Below are 19,960 nucleotides of genomic sequence, written 5' to 3' on the forward strand. Positions count from 1 at the left end.
ACAAGAACAGAAAATAAAGATAGTAGTTATGGATATTGGTCTGGTACTTTCAGGAGGTGGCATGAGGGGTGTGGCGCACATTGGGGCGATAAAGGCGATGGAGGAATTCGGCATAGTTCCCACCCATATTTCGGGCACCAGTGCAGGCGCGGTAGTCGGGGCCCTGTATGCCAACAACATTGGTTGGGAGGGAATTCTGGATTTCTTTAGGACAACACAGATTTTTCAAGGTGGAAAATATGCAAAGGGAAAACCTGGGTTTATTGATAGTGAAAAGTTCTATAAGGAATTTATAAAAATGCTGCCCGAAGATGATTTTATGGCCTTGGACAAGAAATTGTTCGTAACGGCCACCGATGTTGTAAATGGAACACCGTCCATCTTTGAAGAGGGAGAGCTCATAAGACCCATATTGGCGTCGGCGTCCTTCCCAGGGATGTTTACCCCTACCAAAGTCAACGACCATCTCTATGTTGATGGAGGTATTTTGAACAACTTTCCAGTGGAACCCTTGTTGCTCCTTTGTGATCGAATAATAGGCGTATACGTAAACCCATTGAAAAAAATAAGTACGAAAGACCTCAAACATTCCTATAATGTGTTGGAGAGATCTTATAAGATTAAAATGGCCTATGATTCCATTGAAAAGTTTAAGCATTGTGATTTGGTCGTCCATCCTGATAGACTTGATGGATATAGCACCTTTCAAAAACAAGGTATTGATGAGGTTTTTGAAATTGGATATACAAACACCAAGGAACTGTTGCTGAAATCCAGTTTTTATGGTACACAGGAACCTTGAATTGAACTGGCTTTTTACCAGAGGTTTTTTTATAAGCTACTGTTTTTGTATTATGTTGTTCGGGAAAGGCAATACCATTTTGGGTCAAGAACAGTCCGATTAAAAATTTGGGTTGGAATGTTTAAAAATTCCTGCTTCCTCTTCTGGGTTTTAGGAATGCAATAAAAATGATGTTTAAATGAGCTTTGCTGTTTTTTACCGGCAAGTATTTTGATTTCGGGCAAAGGCTTCTTGGTGTTACCATATCCGGCCAAAGACAATCGTGGATCGAATAAAAGCCACTTGTCGCAATCGTTGATGGTGATGGAATCAATAGGATGGGGAAGGTCAAGGTTCAGTCATAAATATGATATTCCTTTCGAGCGTACCGCCCTGTGAAGGGTAGACGTTGAGATTCTCAACAATGAAAAAGCATATACCAAGGCCTCAATGGAATGGAAAGCTCCAAAATATTGGATTGTACAAAACGGAAAAAGTAACACCTCGTCAAGGATGCTATCGTGTATTCCACAATTCTTTCGTATTTTGAAAATGTAAACTTGGATTTCGGTTACCCGGTTAAGGACGGGAATTTCAATGAATTTTTTTTGGGATATGACTACAGAAAATAAATTGGAAGGGGATGGGGGTTTTATTGCCGTGAAAGCGGTATCCTGATAAAAAGGGCGAACAATGGAAGGCCCAAAGAGTCGCGGATGACAGTAGGAAAATAGGCTTTCCTTCGGTGTATGGTGGAAAAAATGCATATGTAGCTATGGAAGTAGCATTGATTTTATATTTACTTCTTACGATGGCGACGGCCATTAGGCTGTTGGTCTATGGGGCAAGACCGACCAAAACACTGGCATGGCTGCTCGCCATTTTTGCACTTCCTGTAAGTGGCATTCTTCTGTACCTGGCCTTTGGGCGAAACAGGAAAAAGAACAAATTCTTCAAATTGAAGAAGACCAAGGCCGTTTCCGAATATTTGGCAAAGGTGGAAACCTACTATGAGAATGCACATATCGAAGCCCCTGTATCTGTCAAGGACCATATCAAATTGGTAAAGGCAATTACCAAAAGTTCAAGCTCCATACCGCTCATGGGCAATCGGTTGACGCCGTTAAAAGATGGCCCTTTAACATTTGATACTATTTTTGATGCCATTGAAACTGCCGAAAAATTCATCCATATCCAATATTACATCTTTGAGGAAGGGGAACTGGCAGATAGGTTCCTTTCAATCCTCGAGCGCAAGGCAAGGGAAGGCGTGCAGGTACACTTTATATATGATGGGGTGGGAAGCAGGGCCCTATCGAAAAAATACATAGCATCGTTAAAACGGGCCGGAATCAAGGTATATGGGTTTTTGCCGATGCGTTTGGGCAGTTTACTTTCATCCATCAACTACCGCAATCACAGAAAAATTGTGATTGTTGATGGTCTGATTGCCTTTACAGGAGGAATCAATGTATCGGACAAATATATCAAAGGTGACCCGGCTCTGGGAGTTTGGCATGATATGCACCTACAATTGGAAGGGCCCATTGTAAATGGCCTTCAGGCAGTATTTGCGGTAGATTGGAGCTTTGTGAGCAGTACCGATGACATGTTGACCCCAAAGTATTTGTCGACCCCACCCGATATGGGCAACTCGGTGGCCCAGATCATTGCCAGTGGACCGGACTCCGATTTTGCCGCAATCCACCATCTCTATTTTTCAATCATCAATATGGCTAAAAAATATGTGTATATAACCAATCCCTATATCATCCCAGGAGATGCCCTGATGGAAGCATTGCGGGTTGCGGCCCTTGGTGGGGTTGATATCAGGCTGCTGGTGCCCGAAGCTTCGGATAGTGCTGTGGTAAAATGGGGAGTGCGTTCCTATTTTGAGGACCTGTTGGAGGTAGGAGCCAAGATTTTTCTGTTTCAGGATGGCTTTTTGCACAGTAAGGTCATCGTCTGTGATGACCAGGTGACCACTATCGGGACCGCAAATTTGGATATTAGGAGTTTTGAACAAAACTACGAGGTGAACGTTCTGGTCTATGAAAGGGAATTTTCGGAAAAGCTGAGAGATGATTTTTTGGAGGATTGTAAAAAAAGCATTCAAGTCGATTATCAGGAATACCTTAAAAGACCGAAGATGGATCGTTTAAAGGAAGGGATGGCCAAAGTGTTCAGCCCAGTCCTGTGACCAATAGAATAGCATATATGAAAAAAAACATGAACATCGGGTTGGTTTTATCAGGGGGCGGTACCCGTGGAGTAGCACATATAGGTGCCATTAAGGCCATGGAGGAACATGGTATATTCCCTACCCATATTTCGGGTACAAGTGCTGGTGCCGTAGTTGGCGCTTTTTATGCAAGTGGGGTAGAATTGACCCAAATATTGGATTTCTTCAAGACGATTCCCATCTTCCACCCGCAAAAATATGCCAGAGGAAAACCTGGGTTCATCGACACGGAAAAGTTCTATCCCGATTTCAAAAAGCTGCTCCCAGAGGATAACTTCAGGGCCCTCAAAAAAAAGTTGTTCATAACAGGGACCAATGTCATGGAGGGCACGTTGAAGATTTTTGACTCCGGCGAGGTCATCCGCCCCATATTGGCCTCGGCATCCTTCCCCGGGGTTTTTACCCCGACCAGGATTGGAATGTCGTATTATGTGGATGGTGGTGTATTGAACAATTTTCCCATAGAACCCTTGCGGTTATCCTGTGATAGGATTTTGGGGATATATGTAAACCCCCTGAAAAAAATTGGGACAAAGGATTTGAACAGCGCCTATAGCGTACTGGAAAGATCATATAAAATAAAGATGGCGGCAGATTCCATCCAAAAATTCAAGGAGTGTGATCTGGTGGTCCATCCAGAGGAACTCAGCAAGTATAGCACCTTCAACATGAAAGACTTGGAAGTGATTTTCGATATAGGCTATGCCAAAACAAAAAAAGTGCTCGAAGAATCCGGGTTTGCCATGGATTGAGTCAAACCCAGGTCCTTTACGCCCGGGACCATGATCAGTGGTTCCTGTTTCGTATCATGGATATCACAATCCCGACTCCCAGCACAAAGGAAATCAGAAACCCCACAAACCCCAGCAGTGGAACACCGTATACCTTTGGGGGCATGTCAGCCAATACCAAAATTGAGGAACCGATCGATAGGGCCGAAATGATCAAGGCCAGCACCAAACGGTCCAACGAAGTCTTTATCTCCATCAGGCCGTCCACTTGGTGGTGTATGATAAGGGCATTTTTCTTTATTTTTTGGATCAGGTCCATGATTTCCCCGGGCATTTCCGTCCAGGTTTCCGTAATGTTCCTGAAATTTTTGAGCCCTTTAAGGATTCGGTATTTTGGGGAAATCCGCTTTTGTACGATTTGCGAGGCGTATGGGCGCATAAGCTCAAGAATGTTCAAGTCCGGATCCAGTTTTCTGCCGATACCCTCGATAAGTACGATACCCTTGATCAAGAGGTATACATGTTGTGGAAATTCCATTCCATTTTTTCGGAAAATCGCTTTCAGCTTTTTTGTAATAGAAGCTATGTCAAGGCTTTTCAGGGAAGATTGATCGATCAACCCGAACATGTCATGGATATCACGTTCCAATTGTCTGTCATTTTCTATGGAATGCTCCAGTGACATCTTCTTGATGGTGGTAATCAGGGCGGACGCGTTTTTTTGGACAAGGTATTGCGTAAAATCCTCAATTAGTTCCTTGTCCGGGGGGGACATCGTCCCCATGATCCCAAAATCGATAAAGGATATCTGACCGTTATAGGTCACCAGTATGTTGCCCGGATGCGGATCGGCATGGAAATACCCATGTTCGAGAACCTGTTGCATATACAGGTCGTATCCGACACGGGCCACCATTTTGGGATCGAAACCCGCTTGGAGCAAATGCCCTACATTCGACACCTTTATACCTTCGATATATTCCAAACATAGGATATTATTGTTGGATAACTCCCTATAGGTCTTATGTACATAGATGTCTTCATTTCCCCGAAAATCCCTTGTAAAGCGCTCGACGTTGTCTATTTCCTGTAAAAATGAGAGCTCACGGTTGATGGACTGTTCAAAGGTCTCGACCATGTTCAAAAGTCCTATCTTCTTTATTTCGTCGTTATGGTTTCCCAACATTCTGGCCAAGTCCTTCATGATCAAAAGGTCTGCCGCTATGATTTCTTCTATACCAGTTCTCTTTATTTTCAAGATGACCCATTCGCCGTTCAGCAATTGTGCCTTGAATACCTGGGATATGGAGGCCGAGGCAAAAGGGATATTCTCGATGATATGGAAGTAATCGGCAGGGTCTATACCAAGCTCATTGGTAATCTTTTCATGGACATCCAATGGTTCTTGGGCCACATCGCTCTGAAGTTTTTTTAGCTCGTCTGTCATGGCAATGGGAAGTACATCGTCCCTGTCACTGAAGAGTTGTCCCAATTTAACATAGGCAGGCCCCAGTTCCTCCACGGCCATTCGGATACGCTCGTAGACTGAACAAGAAAGGATTTTGTCCGATGTTTTGTTTTTCCCAGTCGATTTCAGCGGGACCCATTTTCCAATGTTGTACCGGGCCATGGTATCCTCGAAACCGTACTTGGCCAAGATGTTCACCACCTTTACGGTTCTTTTTAGTTTTCTTGAATTTTCCTTCATTTTTTTATCTATAGGTTGGTCTTGGATACTTTTAAGGGATGTGCCGATACAGTATCGTTCGTTCTAATCCTTTTGGCCCGTAGCCCGTCCTATCAGTTGCCCTGGCTTTAGTCACGGTTGAATATTCCATATTCCGATCATAAAAGAAAGCAACATCATGCCCAGAATCGGGGTGATCGGCAAATAGGTTCCGATAAGGACTCCCGAAATACCGCTGATCGGTTTCCACGCCCATTCCTTCATTTCCCTTCGATTCGAAACGGCAAAATAAGTATCGGTGGCCCTCAAAACAACGAATGTTGTGGAAAAAACCGGGACCAAGATTAAATATGTTTCAATGGGGACGATTAAAACATATGGGCCCAAAGCTATGAAAACAATCCCTGCGATAAAGGGGAGGAGCCTATATCTAACTGTGGGCTCTGAATTTTGAAGTAATGCGGTCATGTTCTGTTTGATTTTTAAAGAACTCCTCGAGGTTTACCTCTGGGCAGTTTATTTATAAAAGTGGTTTCATCTTTTTTACAAGTTCGCTAAAAAATAGCTGTTTTGCACTTTTATTTCATTTTCTTTCTTGTTAGCCCGGTAAGCAGTTTCAAAAGTCTTCGGCCGAATAAAGAATAATCGATTTTCGATTCGATCCAGAAAGTCGGAATGGATTTATTATCCTGTCCATAAATCCGTTCAAAATATGTGTCACAAAGGCCACGTGGCCATGACGAGTGGCGTTACGGGATCGCTTGCATTGGCTTACGAAAGCCATTAGGTGCAATTGTTGGGGGGTATACCCCTGCTTTGGGTGGTCACAATGATGCCTTTTTATGGTCGATCCCTGAATAATATAGCGAATAAGCAGCCGTGTCGTAGGACTGTTGGGAAATAAAAGGCACGGCTGCAGGCAGTTCCCCGGCAGAATGATAATGTCCGCAATGGTATTTCTGCTTGAAGAACAGTTCTAGTATGGGTGACTTATGTCACTTTATAAAACATCTTTATCAAGTAACTTTAGGAAAGTAACATTTGAATTAGTAATTATGAAAACATTGGAAAACAAGGTGGCCCTTATTACAGGAGCTGCACAAGGAATAGGTAAAAGTATGGCCCTGCTTTTTGCCGAGAACGGGGCAAAATTGGTAATTACCGATTTGAATGCTGAAGCTGGGGAAAATGTGGTAAACGCGATAGAAAACAACGGAGGTGAAGCTATTTTCGTGAAAGCGGATACGTCAAATCCCGAAGACTCCCGAAAAAGTGTGGATGCGGCTTTGGCAAGATTTGGCAAATTGGATATTGCCGTCAACAATGCGGGTATTGTTGGTCCCGTACAGTCCATCGAGGAATATGATCTCAATGCATGGAACAAGGTATTGTCGATCAATCTATCTGGCGTATTTTATGGAATGAAGTATCAAATACCCGCCATGCTCAAAAACGGAAGTGGCTCCATTATTAATATGTCCTCAATTGTAGGAAGTGCCGGTGCAGCAAATTTTTCTGCGTATGTATCGTCTAAACATGGGGTGATTGGCCTGACCAGAACGGGTGCTTTGGAATATTCCAGTCGAGGAATACGGATAAATGCAGTTGGCCCTGGATACACCGATACTTCCATGATTGATTTTTTAGACAGTGAGCAAAAGGACATAGTCGGTGCTTCGCACCCTATCGGACGTTTGGCAAGGGTTGAGGAAATTGCCGAATTTGTGCTTTGGTTGGCGAGTGATAAAGCTTCTTTTGCCACTGGAACATACTATCCCATAGACGGTGGTTATTTGGCCCAATAAGTGTGTAAGTTAATTGGAGGGGGTTGGGCCTTTCTATGGCCTGACCCTCTTTCATTTTATGACAGTAATTGCACATGGCCCTTTCGGAAACAATGGCTATTATCTTCAAGGATTAACATGCCCTCACGGTTTCAATGGTCTTAAAACTACATTCGGTCATATCGATATTGTGTGTATGATCATCATTCCCATAAATACCCCTTACACCGAAGTGTTTTGTGTCAATATAACCAAAGGGTAGTCAAAAAATCGGTTGCGCATCTAAAGTCTTCGGGACGTATGGCAGGGCCCTTCAAATTATGTGATGGGCTTTCACTGGTTCCTTGGCAAGAGACATCAAGGGAAAGGATCATGCAACCTGTTTCTGACAATGTACATGTCCAAGGCAGTCTTTTTCTTGGGGATATACAAACAATGGCGTGGCGTTTTTTGCTTTTGTCAAGATCGTTTGCGAATTGTGGTCTATCCGCATTCCGATCCATGCTCTTAAAAGTCAATATTTTTATTATTCTGTACTTTAAAATAGTTTGACAATCAATTACGGCACAATTTTATAGTTCGGGCATTCCCTTGGTTTTTGACGTTTTACTCTACTAGCTACATCAGGACTCCTTTTTTTGCCTCAACGGCGGGCGGCAGATTTGTTTCGCCCAACATTTCCCTTAAATCTATTTCAATTACCCTGCAGAGGGACAACATGGGAATATCGTTGGCCATACTGGAAAATGGGTTTTCAGAATAATCCCCTACCAATTCCATGGCAACGTAGACCCATCCTATTAGAGCTACCACCGGAACTGAAAGCCAAAAGCCAAGTTGTCCCACATCCATCATTTCAGGAACCATGCTAAAAGGTAAAAAAGCAATGAATATTCCCACGAAATAACGACTCATATTGGCATACTGCCTAGGTAGCGGGAATTTTTTAATACGTTCGTTCTTGCCTTGCAACCCATATAGCGCGCGCAACACGTTCACCATTTCCATATGGCGGAAGTCATCGATAAGACCATCGTTCCTTAACTGGGTCAAATCCCTTGACTGCTCGTTGACAATCTGGGTTGCCGTATTCACGGCATTTATCAAACGATCGTGCTCACCAGGCTCCAAAAATGTGTTGAGGCTGCTTCGTGTTTCTTCGTCATCAATAAGACCTACTCCAAATTTCCTTTGGTATTCCTTTGCTGCCCTACCAATGTGCCCTGACTGCGCAATATGTTCCCAAGAAGTAGCTACCAATAATTGACTGCGGTGAGCATACAGCCAGGCAATATGTCGATAAACAAGTCTTTTTTTAATGTGCTTTAATTCTTGGTCCGAAACGTCGTCCTTTGTAAACTGATTTGTAACAAAGCCATCGACCATCAAACCCCAGGTGCGACTATCATTGACAATACCGCCCCAAATTTTACGGGCTTCCCATAACCTGTCATAAGACTGGTTGTTTTTGAAGCCTACGTAAAATGCAACTGCCGTACCGATGACCGATACAGGAATCCAAGGTATTTTGAAAGTGATCAGGTTAAAATGGTACAAGGTGGCAATACTGCCCATTAATGGGATAAGCCATAGGAAATGGTGCCCTGTCATTTTCATCAAACGTACAAAGCTTATGTTCTTGGTTACGATCATGGTTTTTAAGCCTTACGGATTTTAACCGTTGGATACAAGTCTCAAGATAGTGTTTTAAGATGGATGTACAATAATAACATGGGACACCTTCAAATGCAATGGTCAAAAGGTTTCCCTGTCCTTCCATTTAGTGGGAATTTGGAAAAAGATAAGGGATTCACCTCTACAAGTAAGGATTATAATTGTACCACTTTGGGAATTTCTGGGGCTACGGGAATTTTGCATGTCTAAAACCATGTGAAAAACCAAGAGCCATAGTTTAATCCTAATGATATATTCTTGCAGACCATATACAGAAAGTGTAATTGAATTGATTGGTGTCTTACCATTCTTCCTTTTGATATCCGGGGTCGTTTTTTCTCAGGGAGCCAGTTTTCTTTTTTTTATTTGGAACCACCACTGCAGGGAAAGGAAAATCCAGAATGGGTTCGGGATGGATACCCTCATTAGCAGGTTGGCCATTCCCATGCCCCCAAAGCCGAAAATGTAGAGAGCTTAAGAAAAGGGATCATGAACGCCAGCGAAAAGGGATTTGTTAAATACTTTGAAGTAAGAAAACATTGACTGGTTAAACATGGCTGATTGATTTTTTTTGTTTTTGGATATAGTATTAAAGTAGGGTGGGTCAAGGTCTATGGGGCCTGAAGTTGTAATATTCAAATGATTGAATGACAACGATTTATTTGTTTTGATATGCATAGGGCGGTAGCTACCTTAAAAGCCTTTTCACAAGAGGAATTACCTCTGTGGCGTATACTTGAATGGCCTCTTTTACGATTTCATGTGGCATGGTCGCTATGGGCATTTGGATGATAAAGCGGTCGATGCCCAATTGTTTTCGCAGTTGTAAAATCTTGTTGGCCACTTCTTGTGGACTCCCTACGAACAACCCTTTTTCCGGAGAACGGGCCTCATCAAAATCACCCCTCGTATAAGGAGGAAATCCACGATCGGCCAATAGATGGTTTCGGTAAAGTTGTATGTAGGGAAAAAAAGTTTCGGCAGTTTCCTTGCTGTCGTTCAACACGAATCCATGCGCTTGTATACTGAACTTTAGGGTATCCGGATCATGCCCACTTTCCTGTGCGGCATAACGATACAATGTTGCATAGTGACCAAAATCGGCAATATTGCCCCCGAGCATGGCCAATACCGCCGGAAGCCCCAATTTACCTGCCTTTATCACGGTGCTTCTCGAACCGCCCAATGCCAGGGATATATCCAACGGTTTTTCCGTACGTGGATAAATACCGAGGTTATCAATGGAACTGCGTGTTTTTCCGCTCCATGTCACATATTCATGGTCCCTGGCCTTTAATAGCAGGTCGAGTCTTTCATCAAACAAAAGATCGTATTGGTCGAGATCGAAACCAAATAGGGGAAATGTCTCGGTGAACGCCCCACGCCCCACCAATAATTCCGCACGTCCTTTGCTGATAGCATCTATGGTTGCAAAATTTTGATAGACACGAATGGGATCGCTCGTGGATAAAACCGTTACGGCGGTTCCCAACGTAATGTGTTTGGTTTTGGCCGCGGCCGCGGCCAAAATGATGGCCGGGGCAGAGGCGGCAAAGTCAGGGCGGTGATGTTCACCGACCCCGTAAAAATCGATTCCCAATTCATCCGCCAGTACGATATCGTCCACTACCTGCCGTATCCGCTCCGCTTGCGATATGGTCTTGCCGGTATGCGGGTCAGGCATCACATCGGCAAAAGTGGAAATCCCAAACTCTAATTTCCTGGCCAAATCACTGCTGGAATTCGGCATTGACCGTAATCTCTACCTCGTCGCTCAGTAAAGGGGCCGGAAACCCGCTACCTATCCCATGATCAGATCGCTTTATGGTCCCAGATAGTTTGAACCCTGCCGTCGGTTTCTTGGTCATTGGGTTTTCGACGGTTCCCCTATAGTTCAAATCCATTTCTACGGTTTTAGTAATACCTTTAGCCGTTAGGTCTCCGGTGAGTTTATACTTTCCGCCTCCTACACTTTTTATACGGGTGCTTTTAAAAGTGATTTCAGGGTATTTCTCCACATCAAAGAAATCGGGACCTTTAAGATGTGCATCCCTGTCTCCAATTCTGGTACTGATAGATCCTACATTAATCGTAGCTTCGACAACGGCATCGCTAAAGTCTTCTTTACTGCTGCTGATGGTCGCCTCAAATTCGTTGAATGTTCCCGAAACATCAGAGATGCCCAAGTGGGTAATGCTGAAACCTAATTCAGAATGCCCTTTATCTGATTTCCAGAGGTTTTGTATGGTGAATGCCGTTAAGGCCAGCATCGATAACATTGATAAAATTAATCCTACTTTTCTCATCTTTATTTATTTTGATCAATTGATTTATTTACATTTTGATGAAGCATCTACTATACTCTATCCATCATCATAAAACTAAAGGTAATGGCAAAAAATACAATACCAGCAAAAAATACCAATAAGCCTAATTTTCTTTTTGGGTTAATCTTACTTGTCCTAAAGAGAAGATACCCCGCCAGAAAATTGAATAAAGCCCAAATAACATTTGTCATTGGTGATGAAAGCCCTATTGTTGGTGGGTCTGCAAAAGGTGTTGGGAATGGGTGCCCCGAAATTCCATTGATGTAATGTGGTGTTGCATTTGTAAAAAATACTCCTGCAAAAAAACCGGCAATATAATGGTACCATTTCATAGGTTTTTCGGATAATGGGCCTGTTTTTGCCATAGTTATAGATTTTTAATTTTCACTTCACATAAAAAATACCTTATACCTTCTTTACAGTACTCAGTTTTTTCATACTAAATATAGGATATAATCAGCAGGGCACCTGCAATGATCGGAAAAATAATGCACCTGGTGACACCATCTGTAGAAATATGGGCCAACGTGGCGGTAACGAGGGTGGGATTGCGGCAGGACAGAGTTCAAACTTTTTGAAGGAAGACATTGAAATTATTATCAATAAGTCATTTCATATTAGAAGTGCTTGATTTTTATTCATCAGTATCCATCCGTTTAAGCACATCTTTTTTCGATATTTTCTAAGGGTATAGTTTACAAAGCCCCATCGATTTATTTAAGAGGGCAGCTTGACAGTTATACTAGTTTTGTAGAAAACCTATCCTAAAGATCGGGGTATCTACAGTAAGGGAATATCTGAAAATTTCCCCAGCCCTATTGTTGTACTTTGTCCATAAATTCTGTTACATCTTCTACCGTAATGGCGCTTTTGTAATCCCATATTCTATTGTGTTGGTTTGTTGGAATAGATTTAAATGTATCTCCAAACAAAACTAGCAATGCGCACGTAATCCAGAAGACAGGCAAGCTAGAGAAAGAATAGATGTCTGGGAAGCCCAATCGATTTTGAAAATTCAATTGATTATAACCCTTCAAAGGTTAAGTTGTACGAACCCATAGAAGAAAATCATCCTTTGTAGGGATCATACGTGCAAGGATTTTTATACACATCTTCCCATATCCTTGTTAATAATAAGTATAGGATACCAACAATTGAAAAAACAATTTTCATGCAGGTCTATTATAAAGCAAACCCAAACCCCGTTTTTAGGGTTTTTTCGTAAGCCGCAATATTGAAGGTGTATAGATAGGGGGCTTTGTGCGCGACCCCGGGCTTGACCTCATTTAAGCGGTTTAGGATGCCGGTGGCCAACATCTTTCGCTGGAAATTCCTTCGGTCGAGTTTTCGGTCGAGTATGGTCTCATAAAGCTTTTGTAGGTCTGGCATCGTAAATTTTTCTGGCAATAGATTATAACCTATGGGATAATGGTTGATCCAGAATCGCAAACTTTGCCAAGCTTCATCAAAAATGTGTCGGTGGTCATGGGCAAGCTCGGGCAAATCGTGGACGTTAAACCATTCGCATTTTTCCGAAAGAATATCAGGAATTGGTTTAACCTTGGAATATTCGACCAGGGCATAATATCCCACGGAAATAAATCGGTCGAACATCCAACTGTCCTTTTTGATCTGTAAATTTTTGAAGAATAGTTCGGGAACCGTAAAGGAAGAACGACTTAATCCACCGAACGTTTGGAACTGGTGCAAAAAAATATCTGTAAGACCTGTTCGTTCCGTTAATATCCTTTTTACGGCTGTTTCCATTTCCTCATCCTTAAGGATAAACCCGCCCGGTAACACCCATGAGTTCAGGTTTTTCATGTTCAAAAGTAAGACCTTCAACTCGTTTTCATGAAAACCGAACACCACGCAGTCAATGGAGATATGGGATAAATAGTGTTTGTGGCCCTGATTGAAAAATTTCTCGATATATTCTTTGTATTCCATCCTTCAAAGGTAAGTAGCTCTTGCATGAAAAATAATTTTTTTATCAAACGGATCGTTGCAATCAATCATTGCGTATATTTAACACAATGAAAAATAATTTTGATTCTAAAATATGATTAAATGATTTTCGGTATGAAATTGACTAATATACGATATAGGTTAGGTAGTGTTGTGTTGGTTGCACTTATGGCAAGCTGTGGCCCAAGGTTCACGGAAGAAAAGAGGGACGGTTTTGTCCTGCTCCACAATGAAGAAGGGAGCACTCTTGGTTATAGCCCGAATTCGGGGGTCGCCATTCTTACCGTTGATCGATTGGCATTTAAGGATTTGAACCAAAATGGGGTATTGGACCCTTACGAGGATTGGCGCCTATCAGAAACCGAAAGGGCCCAAGATCTGGCCACAAAAATGAGTACAGAACAAATAGGTGGATTAATGTTGTACAGTGCGCACCAATCCCTTCCCGGTATGGGCAATCCCTTGTTCGGTCCCGTTACCTATAATGGAAAGCCTTTTCCGGAAAGTGGTGCCGCTGCAAGCGATCTTTCCGATGGGCAGAAGAAATTTTTAAAACAGGACAATCTTCGGCACGTACTGATCACCTCGGTTGAATCGCCAGCCGTTGCGGCCCGATGGAACAACAAGGCACAGGAACTGGTGGAAGGTATCGGGTTGGGGATTCCCATCAATAGCAGTTCGGATCCCAGGCATGGTAGCGATCCCATTGCGGAATACAACGCAGGGGCAGGGGGTAAAATTTCCATGTGGCCGGGGACATTGGGACTTGCTGCAAGTTTTGATCCTGATGTGATGCGGGAGTTTGGAGAAATTGCCTCCAAGGAGTACCGGGCCTTGGGAATTACCACAGCCCTGTCTCCCCAAATAGACCTGGCCACTGAACCACGATGGTCGCGTTTTGACGGTACTATGGGGGAAGACCCAGTTTTGGCAACCGATATGGCAAGGGCCTATGTGGATGGCTTTCAGTCTTCGGACGGTGGCGGTTGGGGCTACCAAAGTGTAAATGCCATGGTAAAGCACTGGCCTGGGGGAGGACCCGAAGAAGGGGGGCGTGATGCCCATTTTGGCTACGGGGCCTATGCGGTATATCCGGGGAACAACCTGAAGGACCATTTAAAACCCTTTACCGAAGGTGCGTTCGCCTTGGAAGGAGCTACCGAAAAAGCTGCGGCCGTTATGCCCTATTACACCATTTCCTATGGACAGGACACAAAGAATGGCGAAAATGTGGGCAATGCTTATAATAAATACCTGATTACCGACCTTCTCAGAAACACCTATGGATATGACGGGGTAGTTTGTTCGGATTGGGCGATTACGTGGGAAGTTTCTTCGGTGCATGAATTCCAGGGAAAGGCTTGGGGAGTCGAGAATATGAGCATAGCGGAAAGGCATTATAAGGCCCTAGAAGCCGGTGTTGACCAGTTTGGGGGCAATAATGACATGAAGCCGGTGGTTGAAGCCTACCAAATGGGAGTGGAGGAACATGGAGAGGAATATATGCGGCAACGGTTCGAAACTTCGGCAGTGCGTTTGTTGAAAAACCTATTTCGGACAGGGTTGTTCGAGAATCCATATTTGGATATTTCTGAAACCGAAAGTATTGTAGGCAATACCCAATTTATGGAGGCCGGTTACAAGGCGCAATTGAAATCCATCGTCATGCTGAAAAACCAGGAAAAGACTTTACCTGTCAATACTGGGAAAAAAGTTTATGTTCCCCAAAGACATGTAGCTGCCAGCACAAACTGGTTCGGTTTTGACACCCCGGAACGCATGGAGAACACTTTTTCCATGGAAGTAGTGGGCAAGTACTTTGAAGTTGTGGACGATCCGAAAGAAGCTGATTTTGCGCTGGTCGGCATAAACAGTCCTGATGGCGGGGTGGGCTATGATATTACCGATAAGGAGAAAGGGGGGAATGGGTACGTTCCCATAGCTTTGCAATATGGATCCTATACGGCTAAGGAAGCTAGGGAAACGAGTTTGGCTGGGGGAAGTCCCTTCGAGGATTTTGCCAATCGTTCGTACAAAGGCAAAACAACAACGGCGGTAAACACAACGGATATGGATTTGGTCAGGGACACCAAAGAAAAAATGGGAAATAAACCCGTCATCGTGGTGGTCAAGGCTTCCAAACCCATGGTCTTTTCTGAAATAGAATCCGCAGCCTCGGCCATTTTGATCAATTTTGGGGTACAGGACCAAGCATTGATGGACATCATTTCAGGAAAAATGGAACCTTCCGCTTTATTGCCTTTTCAAATGCCTAAGGATATGAATACGGTGGAGCTACAATTGGAAGACGTTCCCAGGGATATGAAACCCTATTCCGACTCGCAAGGCCATACCTACGACTTTGGCTTTGGTTTGAACTGGAACGGGGTCATTGCCGATGAACGCACCCAAAAGTATAAATAATCAGGAGATTCAATGACCAAAAGTGCAAACAGTATGCGGTATTTCCCAGTAGAATAGAGTATGACTTCAAAAACGAGCTGGTTCGAACTTTTCGGGGCAATAAAATTTTTGGCGCGGTCTCTTTATTGATAAGAAGCCTGAAGGAAATAAAAAAGGAGATTTCCTGCACTATTTTCAGAAAATAGGCTTAAGTGCCCAAAAAAAATTGTTCAAACCCTTTTCAGGACATTGCAGACGAGGAATGCCAAAGCCAACAAGAGCTTGGTGGCGGCAAGCCCTACTACAAAATAATCCAGAAATTCAGGCTATCCACACGGTGAGCACCAATACGAAGGATTAGATAATTTTTACTAGGAAAGCCTTTGTCGGGATGGAGTTGTTAGGAATTTACATACGTATTTTCGTTATGGGTAATCAGCTTGACGGCTCCTTTTAAGATTTTGACCTTTATTTCTTTAAAATGGCCAATGACTTCGCCATCCAATTGTAACAGCCTTGGTTCTTCAAAAAGAATAGATGCACTATCTCCGTTTAAAACCTTTCCGTTCTGGCTATCATGGAAGCTTTCATCAAATTTTGATAATCCCGCCTTTATCAATGAATTTGCATCTATCTTATTGACAATTACAATTTCAAATATTCCATCCATTGGGTTTCCTGTTACGTTCAAGGGTACCCCTGTACCGTATTTCCTGGAATTACAGATACCCACCATCAGAGCTTTTTCCCTAATTTCTTTTCCATTTATATTCAATGTAACTCCAAATGGAGTCAAATTTTTTAGTTCTTGAAGAAAATATTTTGCATAAGTGGCCATTCCACGATTTTTATCTTTTTCATAGGAATCCACAATTTGTGCATTTATACCAATATCACCTATATGAATGCAATAATGTGCATCATTCACCAACAGCATATCCAGAGATCCAATAACATTGGACAGAATAACATCTTTTAATGCCTTCATTGGTTCTGGATTTACACTTAGCTCTGTAGCCATCCCATTGGCCGAACCCAACGGAATGATTCCCATGGGTATGCAAAAATCCAATAAAGAGATGGAAGTGAACAGCGTAGTTCCATCCCCGCCTACAGATACCACTCTATCAGGCTTGAATGTTTGTACCACCTTTTTTAATTCAATTTGATCATCTTTTCCCGTGGTTTTAAAGATGTGGTGATCAATTCCATATTTCTTGCAAAGGGTTTTTGCCTTTTTAAGGAAGGGTTCCTTATCGACTCCACCCGATATTGGATTTACTACAAATAATAGTTTCATAAAGGTTTTTGATTATGTTTTTGATGATATATCCGATTCCTCTAAATCGTCATCGGCTTTAAAGTATTTTACAGGTATCCCTGTGTTTTTTAAACTTTCTATCCCTTGTTTTTTTGATAAATTAATTTTAGGTTTGGTCTGCCTAATGTAAATCTTAAGTATATTTTTGGGAAAGGCCTTTGCGGTCTCAAAGTATATTTCCATATCACGCTGACTGTCGTCACCAAGCAGGATATATTTTTCTTCGGCTGAGTTTTCTATAAGAAAACGAATTCTATTCATCTTAAAATCTTTTGCTTTTTTGGTGCTCAACAATTTCCAAAGACTCATATAAGGTGTGAGAAAAAGCACTCCTTTTGGCAAGCCGCTATGTTCGATAAAGTTGGTCAAGGTTCCAAAAAGATTGCTTTCACTTTTAGAAACATAGTAGGTGTTGGCTTTCCGTTCTTCAAAAACCTTAAATAGTTTATGGGTAAAGTCAATTGGCTTTCTTTTTTTGGGTGTTTTAAATAAAAGAACGGAAACCCGTTTAAAGAAATCGGCAGTGAACGATTCAATTATGGTATCGTCAATATCGGATATTACACCCAAAGTATTTCCTAGACTTTTATGGGCAATGGGGTAGTTGTGTATGATTCCCAAAGGTCTATTCCTGCCATGTACCATTACATCTATTCCTCTCCGATGCTGGTAATCGGCTATTGTCCAAAAACTTCCGTTCGCATCGGTTTTTGTTTTTGTTGTTACACCATCTGCTATCAACGAAATATTTTTGTTGCTGTAAGGTCTAACAGAATAAGTTTTGGTGATGTTGATTAAATTCCTGAAACTACCCGATTTTCTAGCTACATCATATGGAACATTTGTTAAAAGGACACCCATTATAAGTGTCCTTTTGTCTATAAGTGGCAATGCGGATAGTTGCCAAACAACAGGGGAAGGCCTGGGGGTTCTACCCATAATAGTGTTTATTTTATTGATTTTTCTACCTGCACTATTTTTTTATTTACTTTTTTAAGTTTAAACGACAAGATAATATTCGCCACTCCTGTCACAATGAAAGCTATGGCAGTCCATGCTACAATGGTCACACCCCCAAACAGAGGATTTAAAATAATGAACCATGACAAGGGTACCAAAAGTAGTCCGAAAATAAGATAATAGCCCCAATCCAGTATTTTATATGTTTTCAGTTCGAAGGAAAATCCTATTAATGTAAATGCCCTGAACAGTAACCAGAACCCAACATAAAATGGCAGGATAACCAAAGTCAACCCAAAATTGGATATTAGAATCACACCTAAAATCAATTCCATGATGCCTAATGCGAGTTGCCATCCCCAACCATCAATTTCGTTGCGATTTGTGGTGGCAAACCAAATCTGTAACAAACCTGAAACTATGGCGCTTACCGCAAATAAGACGGAAAGTGACACATAACTCTCCAAGGGATAGGCAAATACAGTCACGCCCAGGACGATGAACACCAATCCCAATATAAGCAGTGCCCACCAGTTTTTAATATCTGTTCTAATTTCTTTTAATGCTGATTTTAAATTTTCCATGATTAACTAATTTTAGTATTGAACCCATTATATACCGGTGTATATTTTGATTTGCAAAGGAAAAATTGCACAACCTACTGTTGTGGTACAAAGAATTAATTCTTGTCAAAATTACTTTTGATCTTCTCTTGGGTTTTGGCCAACCAAGTTTTCAACGTATTTTTTTGTGCTTTCATCTTATCTCGATACTGCTTTTGCTTTTTGTCCCTCTTGTCCCTAAGCTCATCTAACTTGGCCTGGGCATTTTGCTTGGCGTTCCCAACGGCTTTTTTGACATTCTCCTTGGCTTCTTCTATTTCCTTGTCCATTGCATCAAGGTCTGCTTCGATAGCCTTGGAGAGTTCTTCATCAACATCTACACGGGTGATTTCTGCCAAATCTCCAATACTTGAATCAAGCGGGGTTTCCCATTGTTCAAAAATGTGGGCGACCACTACTACTTTACCATTGGGCAAATTGGCAGATACTTTTTCGAGTAGTTCGTCGGTACTCATTGAATTCATAGTGTCAGCGGTCAGACCTGCCAATGAACCAAATGTTCCACCAAGCAAGAACCCATAGGGGCCAAACAAGGCTCCGAGCAAAGCACCTGCGGTGCCACCTACCAGTGTTCCCCCAAGTGAATTGGAAGCATCTTCCTTAAGGGCAATCTTCCCGTCTTCTTCCTTTTTGATAATTACATACTCCGAAAGGTTTAAGTCTTCTTTGTCGTTGAGTTCCTTTAGCGTTTCCAATACTTTGTAAGCATCGTTTTCATTGTTTGTCGAAAGTTGAATGATTTTTTCCATTTCTTTGTTTTTTATGTTGTTCTAATTTCAACAGGATTAAAATTATAGTATTGATAAATTATCGATGTTTTCTTGAACCTATTATTCTCTTATAGCTGTTGGCGTTTAGAAAGACGGGTTGAATTTATAAAAATCCAACCCGGTCAGACATTTTATGAGGAGATACACGGAGAATCAGAACATTCTGTCCTTGTTCCAGTTGCCCACCATTTCAACAAGGTTATAGCCTGTTACGGGTTTTCCCCTGAAAGTTCCGGTAATATTGCATAAGCCTTCGTATTTAGGTAAAATGTCAGAAGGTACCTCCTGTTCTTTTTTGATTGCCCTTACGATCAGTTCAGCCTCCAGTTCGGGTATCTTGACGACCCAATTGGTCGGATAGCGTTGCCCCATAGGGCTTATCCAGAACTCGCTTGCAGATTCGGCAAGAGGTTCGACATTTGCAACGATATGGGAACCATCCGGTTCTGCCATGGTCACCCAGCTGGATTGCTTTCCATAAAGATAGATATCCCATAAACCCAATACATCTCCGTTATCGAGTGTAAGGTTCATCCATGTCCAGTACATGTCCTGTTCCTGAAAGGTTCCTTTCATTGGCTTTTCTTTGTTTCCAAAGAAATCATGGCGCCAGAACCATTGCCTGTCATACCATGTTTTGCCAAAAACCTTATGTGTCTCGCCGTTGAAGTTTAAAGTGCCACTGCCCA

17 protein-coding genes are annotated in these 19,960 nt (G+C 42.3%); 5 read left to right on the plus strand and 12 right to left on the minus strand.

Annotated elements, in window-relative coordinates; translation table 11 throughout:
- Positions 1-28: 28 nt before the first annotated feature.
- From PY092_RS04235 to PY092_RS04245, 3 genes are all read left to right on the plus strand, one after another.
- On the plus strand, positions 29-802 hold the full coding sequence (locus PY092_RS04235) for a patatin-like phospholipase family protein (RefSeq protein WP_275614604.1): 774 nt from the start codon (positions 29-31) through the stop codon (positions 800-802).
- A 754-nt stretch (positions 803-1,556) separates the two neighbouring features.
- A complete protein-coding gene (cls, locus tag PY092_RS04240; RefSeq protein WP_275614605.1) occupies positions 1,557-2,981 on the plus strand; it encodes a cardiolipin synthase in 1,425 nt (474 codons plus the stop codon).
- Positions 2,982-2,998: 17 nt separating this feature from the next.
- Positions 2,999-3,775: a patatin-like phospholipase family protein gene (locus PY092_RS04245; protein ID WP_275614606.1), complete on the plus strand. Its 777-nt coding sequence runs from the start codon at positions 2,999-3,001 to the stop codon at positions 3,773-3,775.
- A 34-nt stretch (positions 3,776-3,809) separates the two neighbouring features.
- Here PY092_RS04245 and PY092_RS04250 read toward each other — a convergent pair whose 3' ends face one another.
- Both PY092_RS04250 and PY092_RS04255 read right to left on the minus strand, forming a co-directional pair.
- Complete coding sequence (locus tag PY092_RS04250; protein WP_275614607.1) at positions 3,810-5,462, minus strand: ABC1 kinase family protein; 1,653 nt, start codon at positions 5,460-5,462, stop codon at positions 3,810-3,812.
- A 111-nt stretch (positions 5,463-5,573) separates the two neighbouring features.
- Positions 5,574-5,909 (minus strand): DUF308 domain-containing protein, encoded by a 336-nt coding sequence (locus PY092_RS04255; RefSeq protein WP_275614608.1) that lies wholly within the window; start codon positions 5,907-5,909, stop codon positions 5,574-5,576.
- 587 nt (positions 5,910-6,496) lie between these two features.
- On the opposite strand from PY092_RS04255, the gene PY092_RS04260 reads away from it, so the two are divergent.
- Entirely contained in the window at positions 6,497-7,246 is a 750-nt protein-coding gene (locus PY092_RS04260) for an SDR family NAD(P)-dependent oxidoreductase (protein WP_275614609.1), read from the plus strand.
- 597 nt (positions 7,247-7,843) lie between these two features.
- Here PY092_RS04260 and PY092_RS04265 read toward each other — a convergent pair.
- From PY092_RS04265 to PY092_RS04285, 5 genes are all read right to left on the minus strand, one after another.
- Positions 7,844-8,878, minus strand: a complete 1,035-nt coding sequence (locus PY092_RS04265; protein ID WP_275614610.1) for a bestrophin family protein — start codon at positions 8,876-8,878, stop codon at positions 7,844-7,846.
- Positions 8,879-9,587: 709 nt separating this feature from the next.
- Positions 9,588-10,649 carry an LLM class flavin-dependent oxidoreductase gene (locus PY092_RS04270; RefSeq protein WP_275614611.1) on the minus strand — a complete coding sequence of 354 codons (1,062 nt, stop codon included), beginning with the start codon at positions 10,647-10,649 and terminating at the stop codon, positions 9,588-9,590.
- Positions 10,630-11,205 carry a YceI family protein gene (locus tag PY092_RS04275; RefSeq protein WP_275614612.1) on the minus strand — a complete coding sequence of 192 codons (576 nt, stop codon included), beginning with the start codon at positions 11,203-11,205 and terminating at the stop codon, positions 10,630-10,632. The genes PY092_RS04270 and PY092_RS04275 overlap by 20 nt, the downstream gene beginning before the upstream one ends.
- 50 nt (positions 11,206-11,255) lie before the next feature.
- Positions 11,256-11,591, minus strand: a complete 336-nt coding sequence (locus PY092_RS04280; protein ID WP_275614613.1) for a hypothetical protein — start codon at positions 11,589-11,591, stop codon at positions 11,256-11,258.
- Positions 11,592-12,408: 817 nt separating this feature from the next.
- The gene (locus PY092_RS04285) at positions 12,409-13,176 is read right to left on the minus strand and encodes an NUDIX hydrolase (protein WP_275614614.1); all 768 of its coding nucleotides are present in this window, start codon (positions 13,174-13,176) and stop codon (positions 12,409-12,411) included.
- Between the two features lie 132 nt (positions 13,177-13,308).
- Between PY092_RS04285 and PY092_RS04290 the strand changes: the two genes are divergently transcribed.
- Positions 13,309-15,618 (plus strand): glycoside hydrolase family 3 protein, encoded by a 2,310-nt coding sequence (locus PY092_RS04290; RefSeq protein WP_275614615.1) that lies wholly within the window; start codon positions 13,309-13,311, stop codon positions 15,616-15,618.
- A 379-nt stretch (positions 15,619-15,997) separates the two neighbouring features.
- On the opposite strand, the gene PY092_RS04295 is transcribed toward PY092_RS04290, so the two are convergent.
- The 5 genes from PY092_RS04295 to PY092_RS04315 all read right to left on the minus strand — a co-directional run.
- Positions 15,998-16,897, minus strand: a complete 900-nt coding sequence (locus tag PY092_RS04295; RefSeq protein WP_275614616.1) for a diacylglycerol/lipid kinase family protein — start codon at positions 16,895-16,897, stop codon at positions 15,998-16,000.
- A 12-nt stretch (positions 16,898-16,909) separates the two neighbouring features.
- A complete protein-coding gene (locus PY092_RS04300; protein WP_275614617.1) occupies positions 16,910-17,857 on the minus strand; it encodes an App1 family protein in 948 nt (315 codons plus the stop codon).
- 8 nt (positions 17,858-17,865) lie between these two features.
- Positions 17,866-18,462 (minus strand): HdeD family acid-resistance protein, encoded by a 597-nt coding sequence (locus PY092_RS04305; RefSeq protein WP_275614618.1) that lies wholly within the window; start codon positions 18,460-18,462, stop codon positions 17,866-17,868.
- A 95-nt stretch (positions 18,463-18,557) separates the two neighbouring features.
- Entirely contained in the window at positions 18,558-19,250 is a 693-nt protein-coding gene (locus PY092_RS04310; RefSeq protein WP_275614619.1) for a DUF1269 domain-containing protein, read from the minus strand.
- Positions 19,251-19,424: 174 nt separating this feature from the next.
- The coding region (locus PY092_RS04315) for a lipocalin family protein (protein WP_275614620.1) at positions 19,425-19,960 on the minus strand (536 nt) is incomplete at its 5' end.

The sequence above is a fragment of the Flagellimonas yonaguniensis genome (genome assembly GCF_029193885.1).
Classification (GTDB): domain Bacteria; phylum Bacteroidota; class Bacteroidia; order Flavobacteriales; family Flavobacteriaceae; genus Flagellimonas; species Flagellimonas yonaguniensis.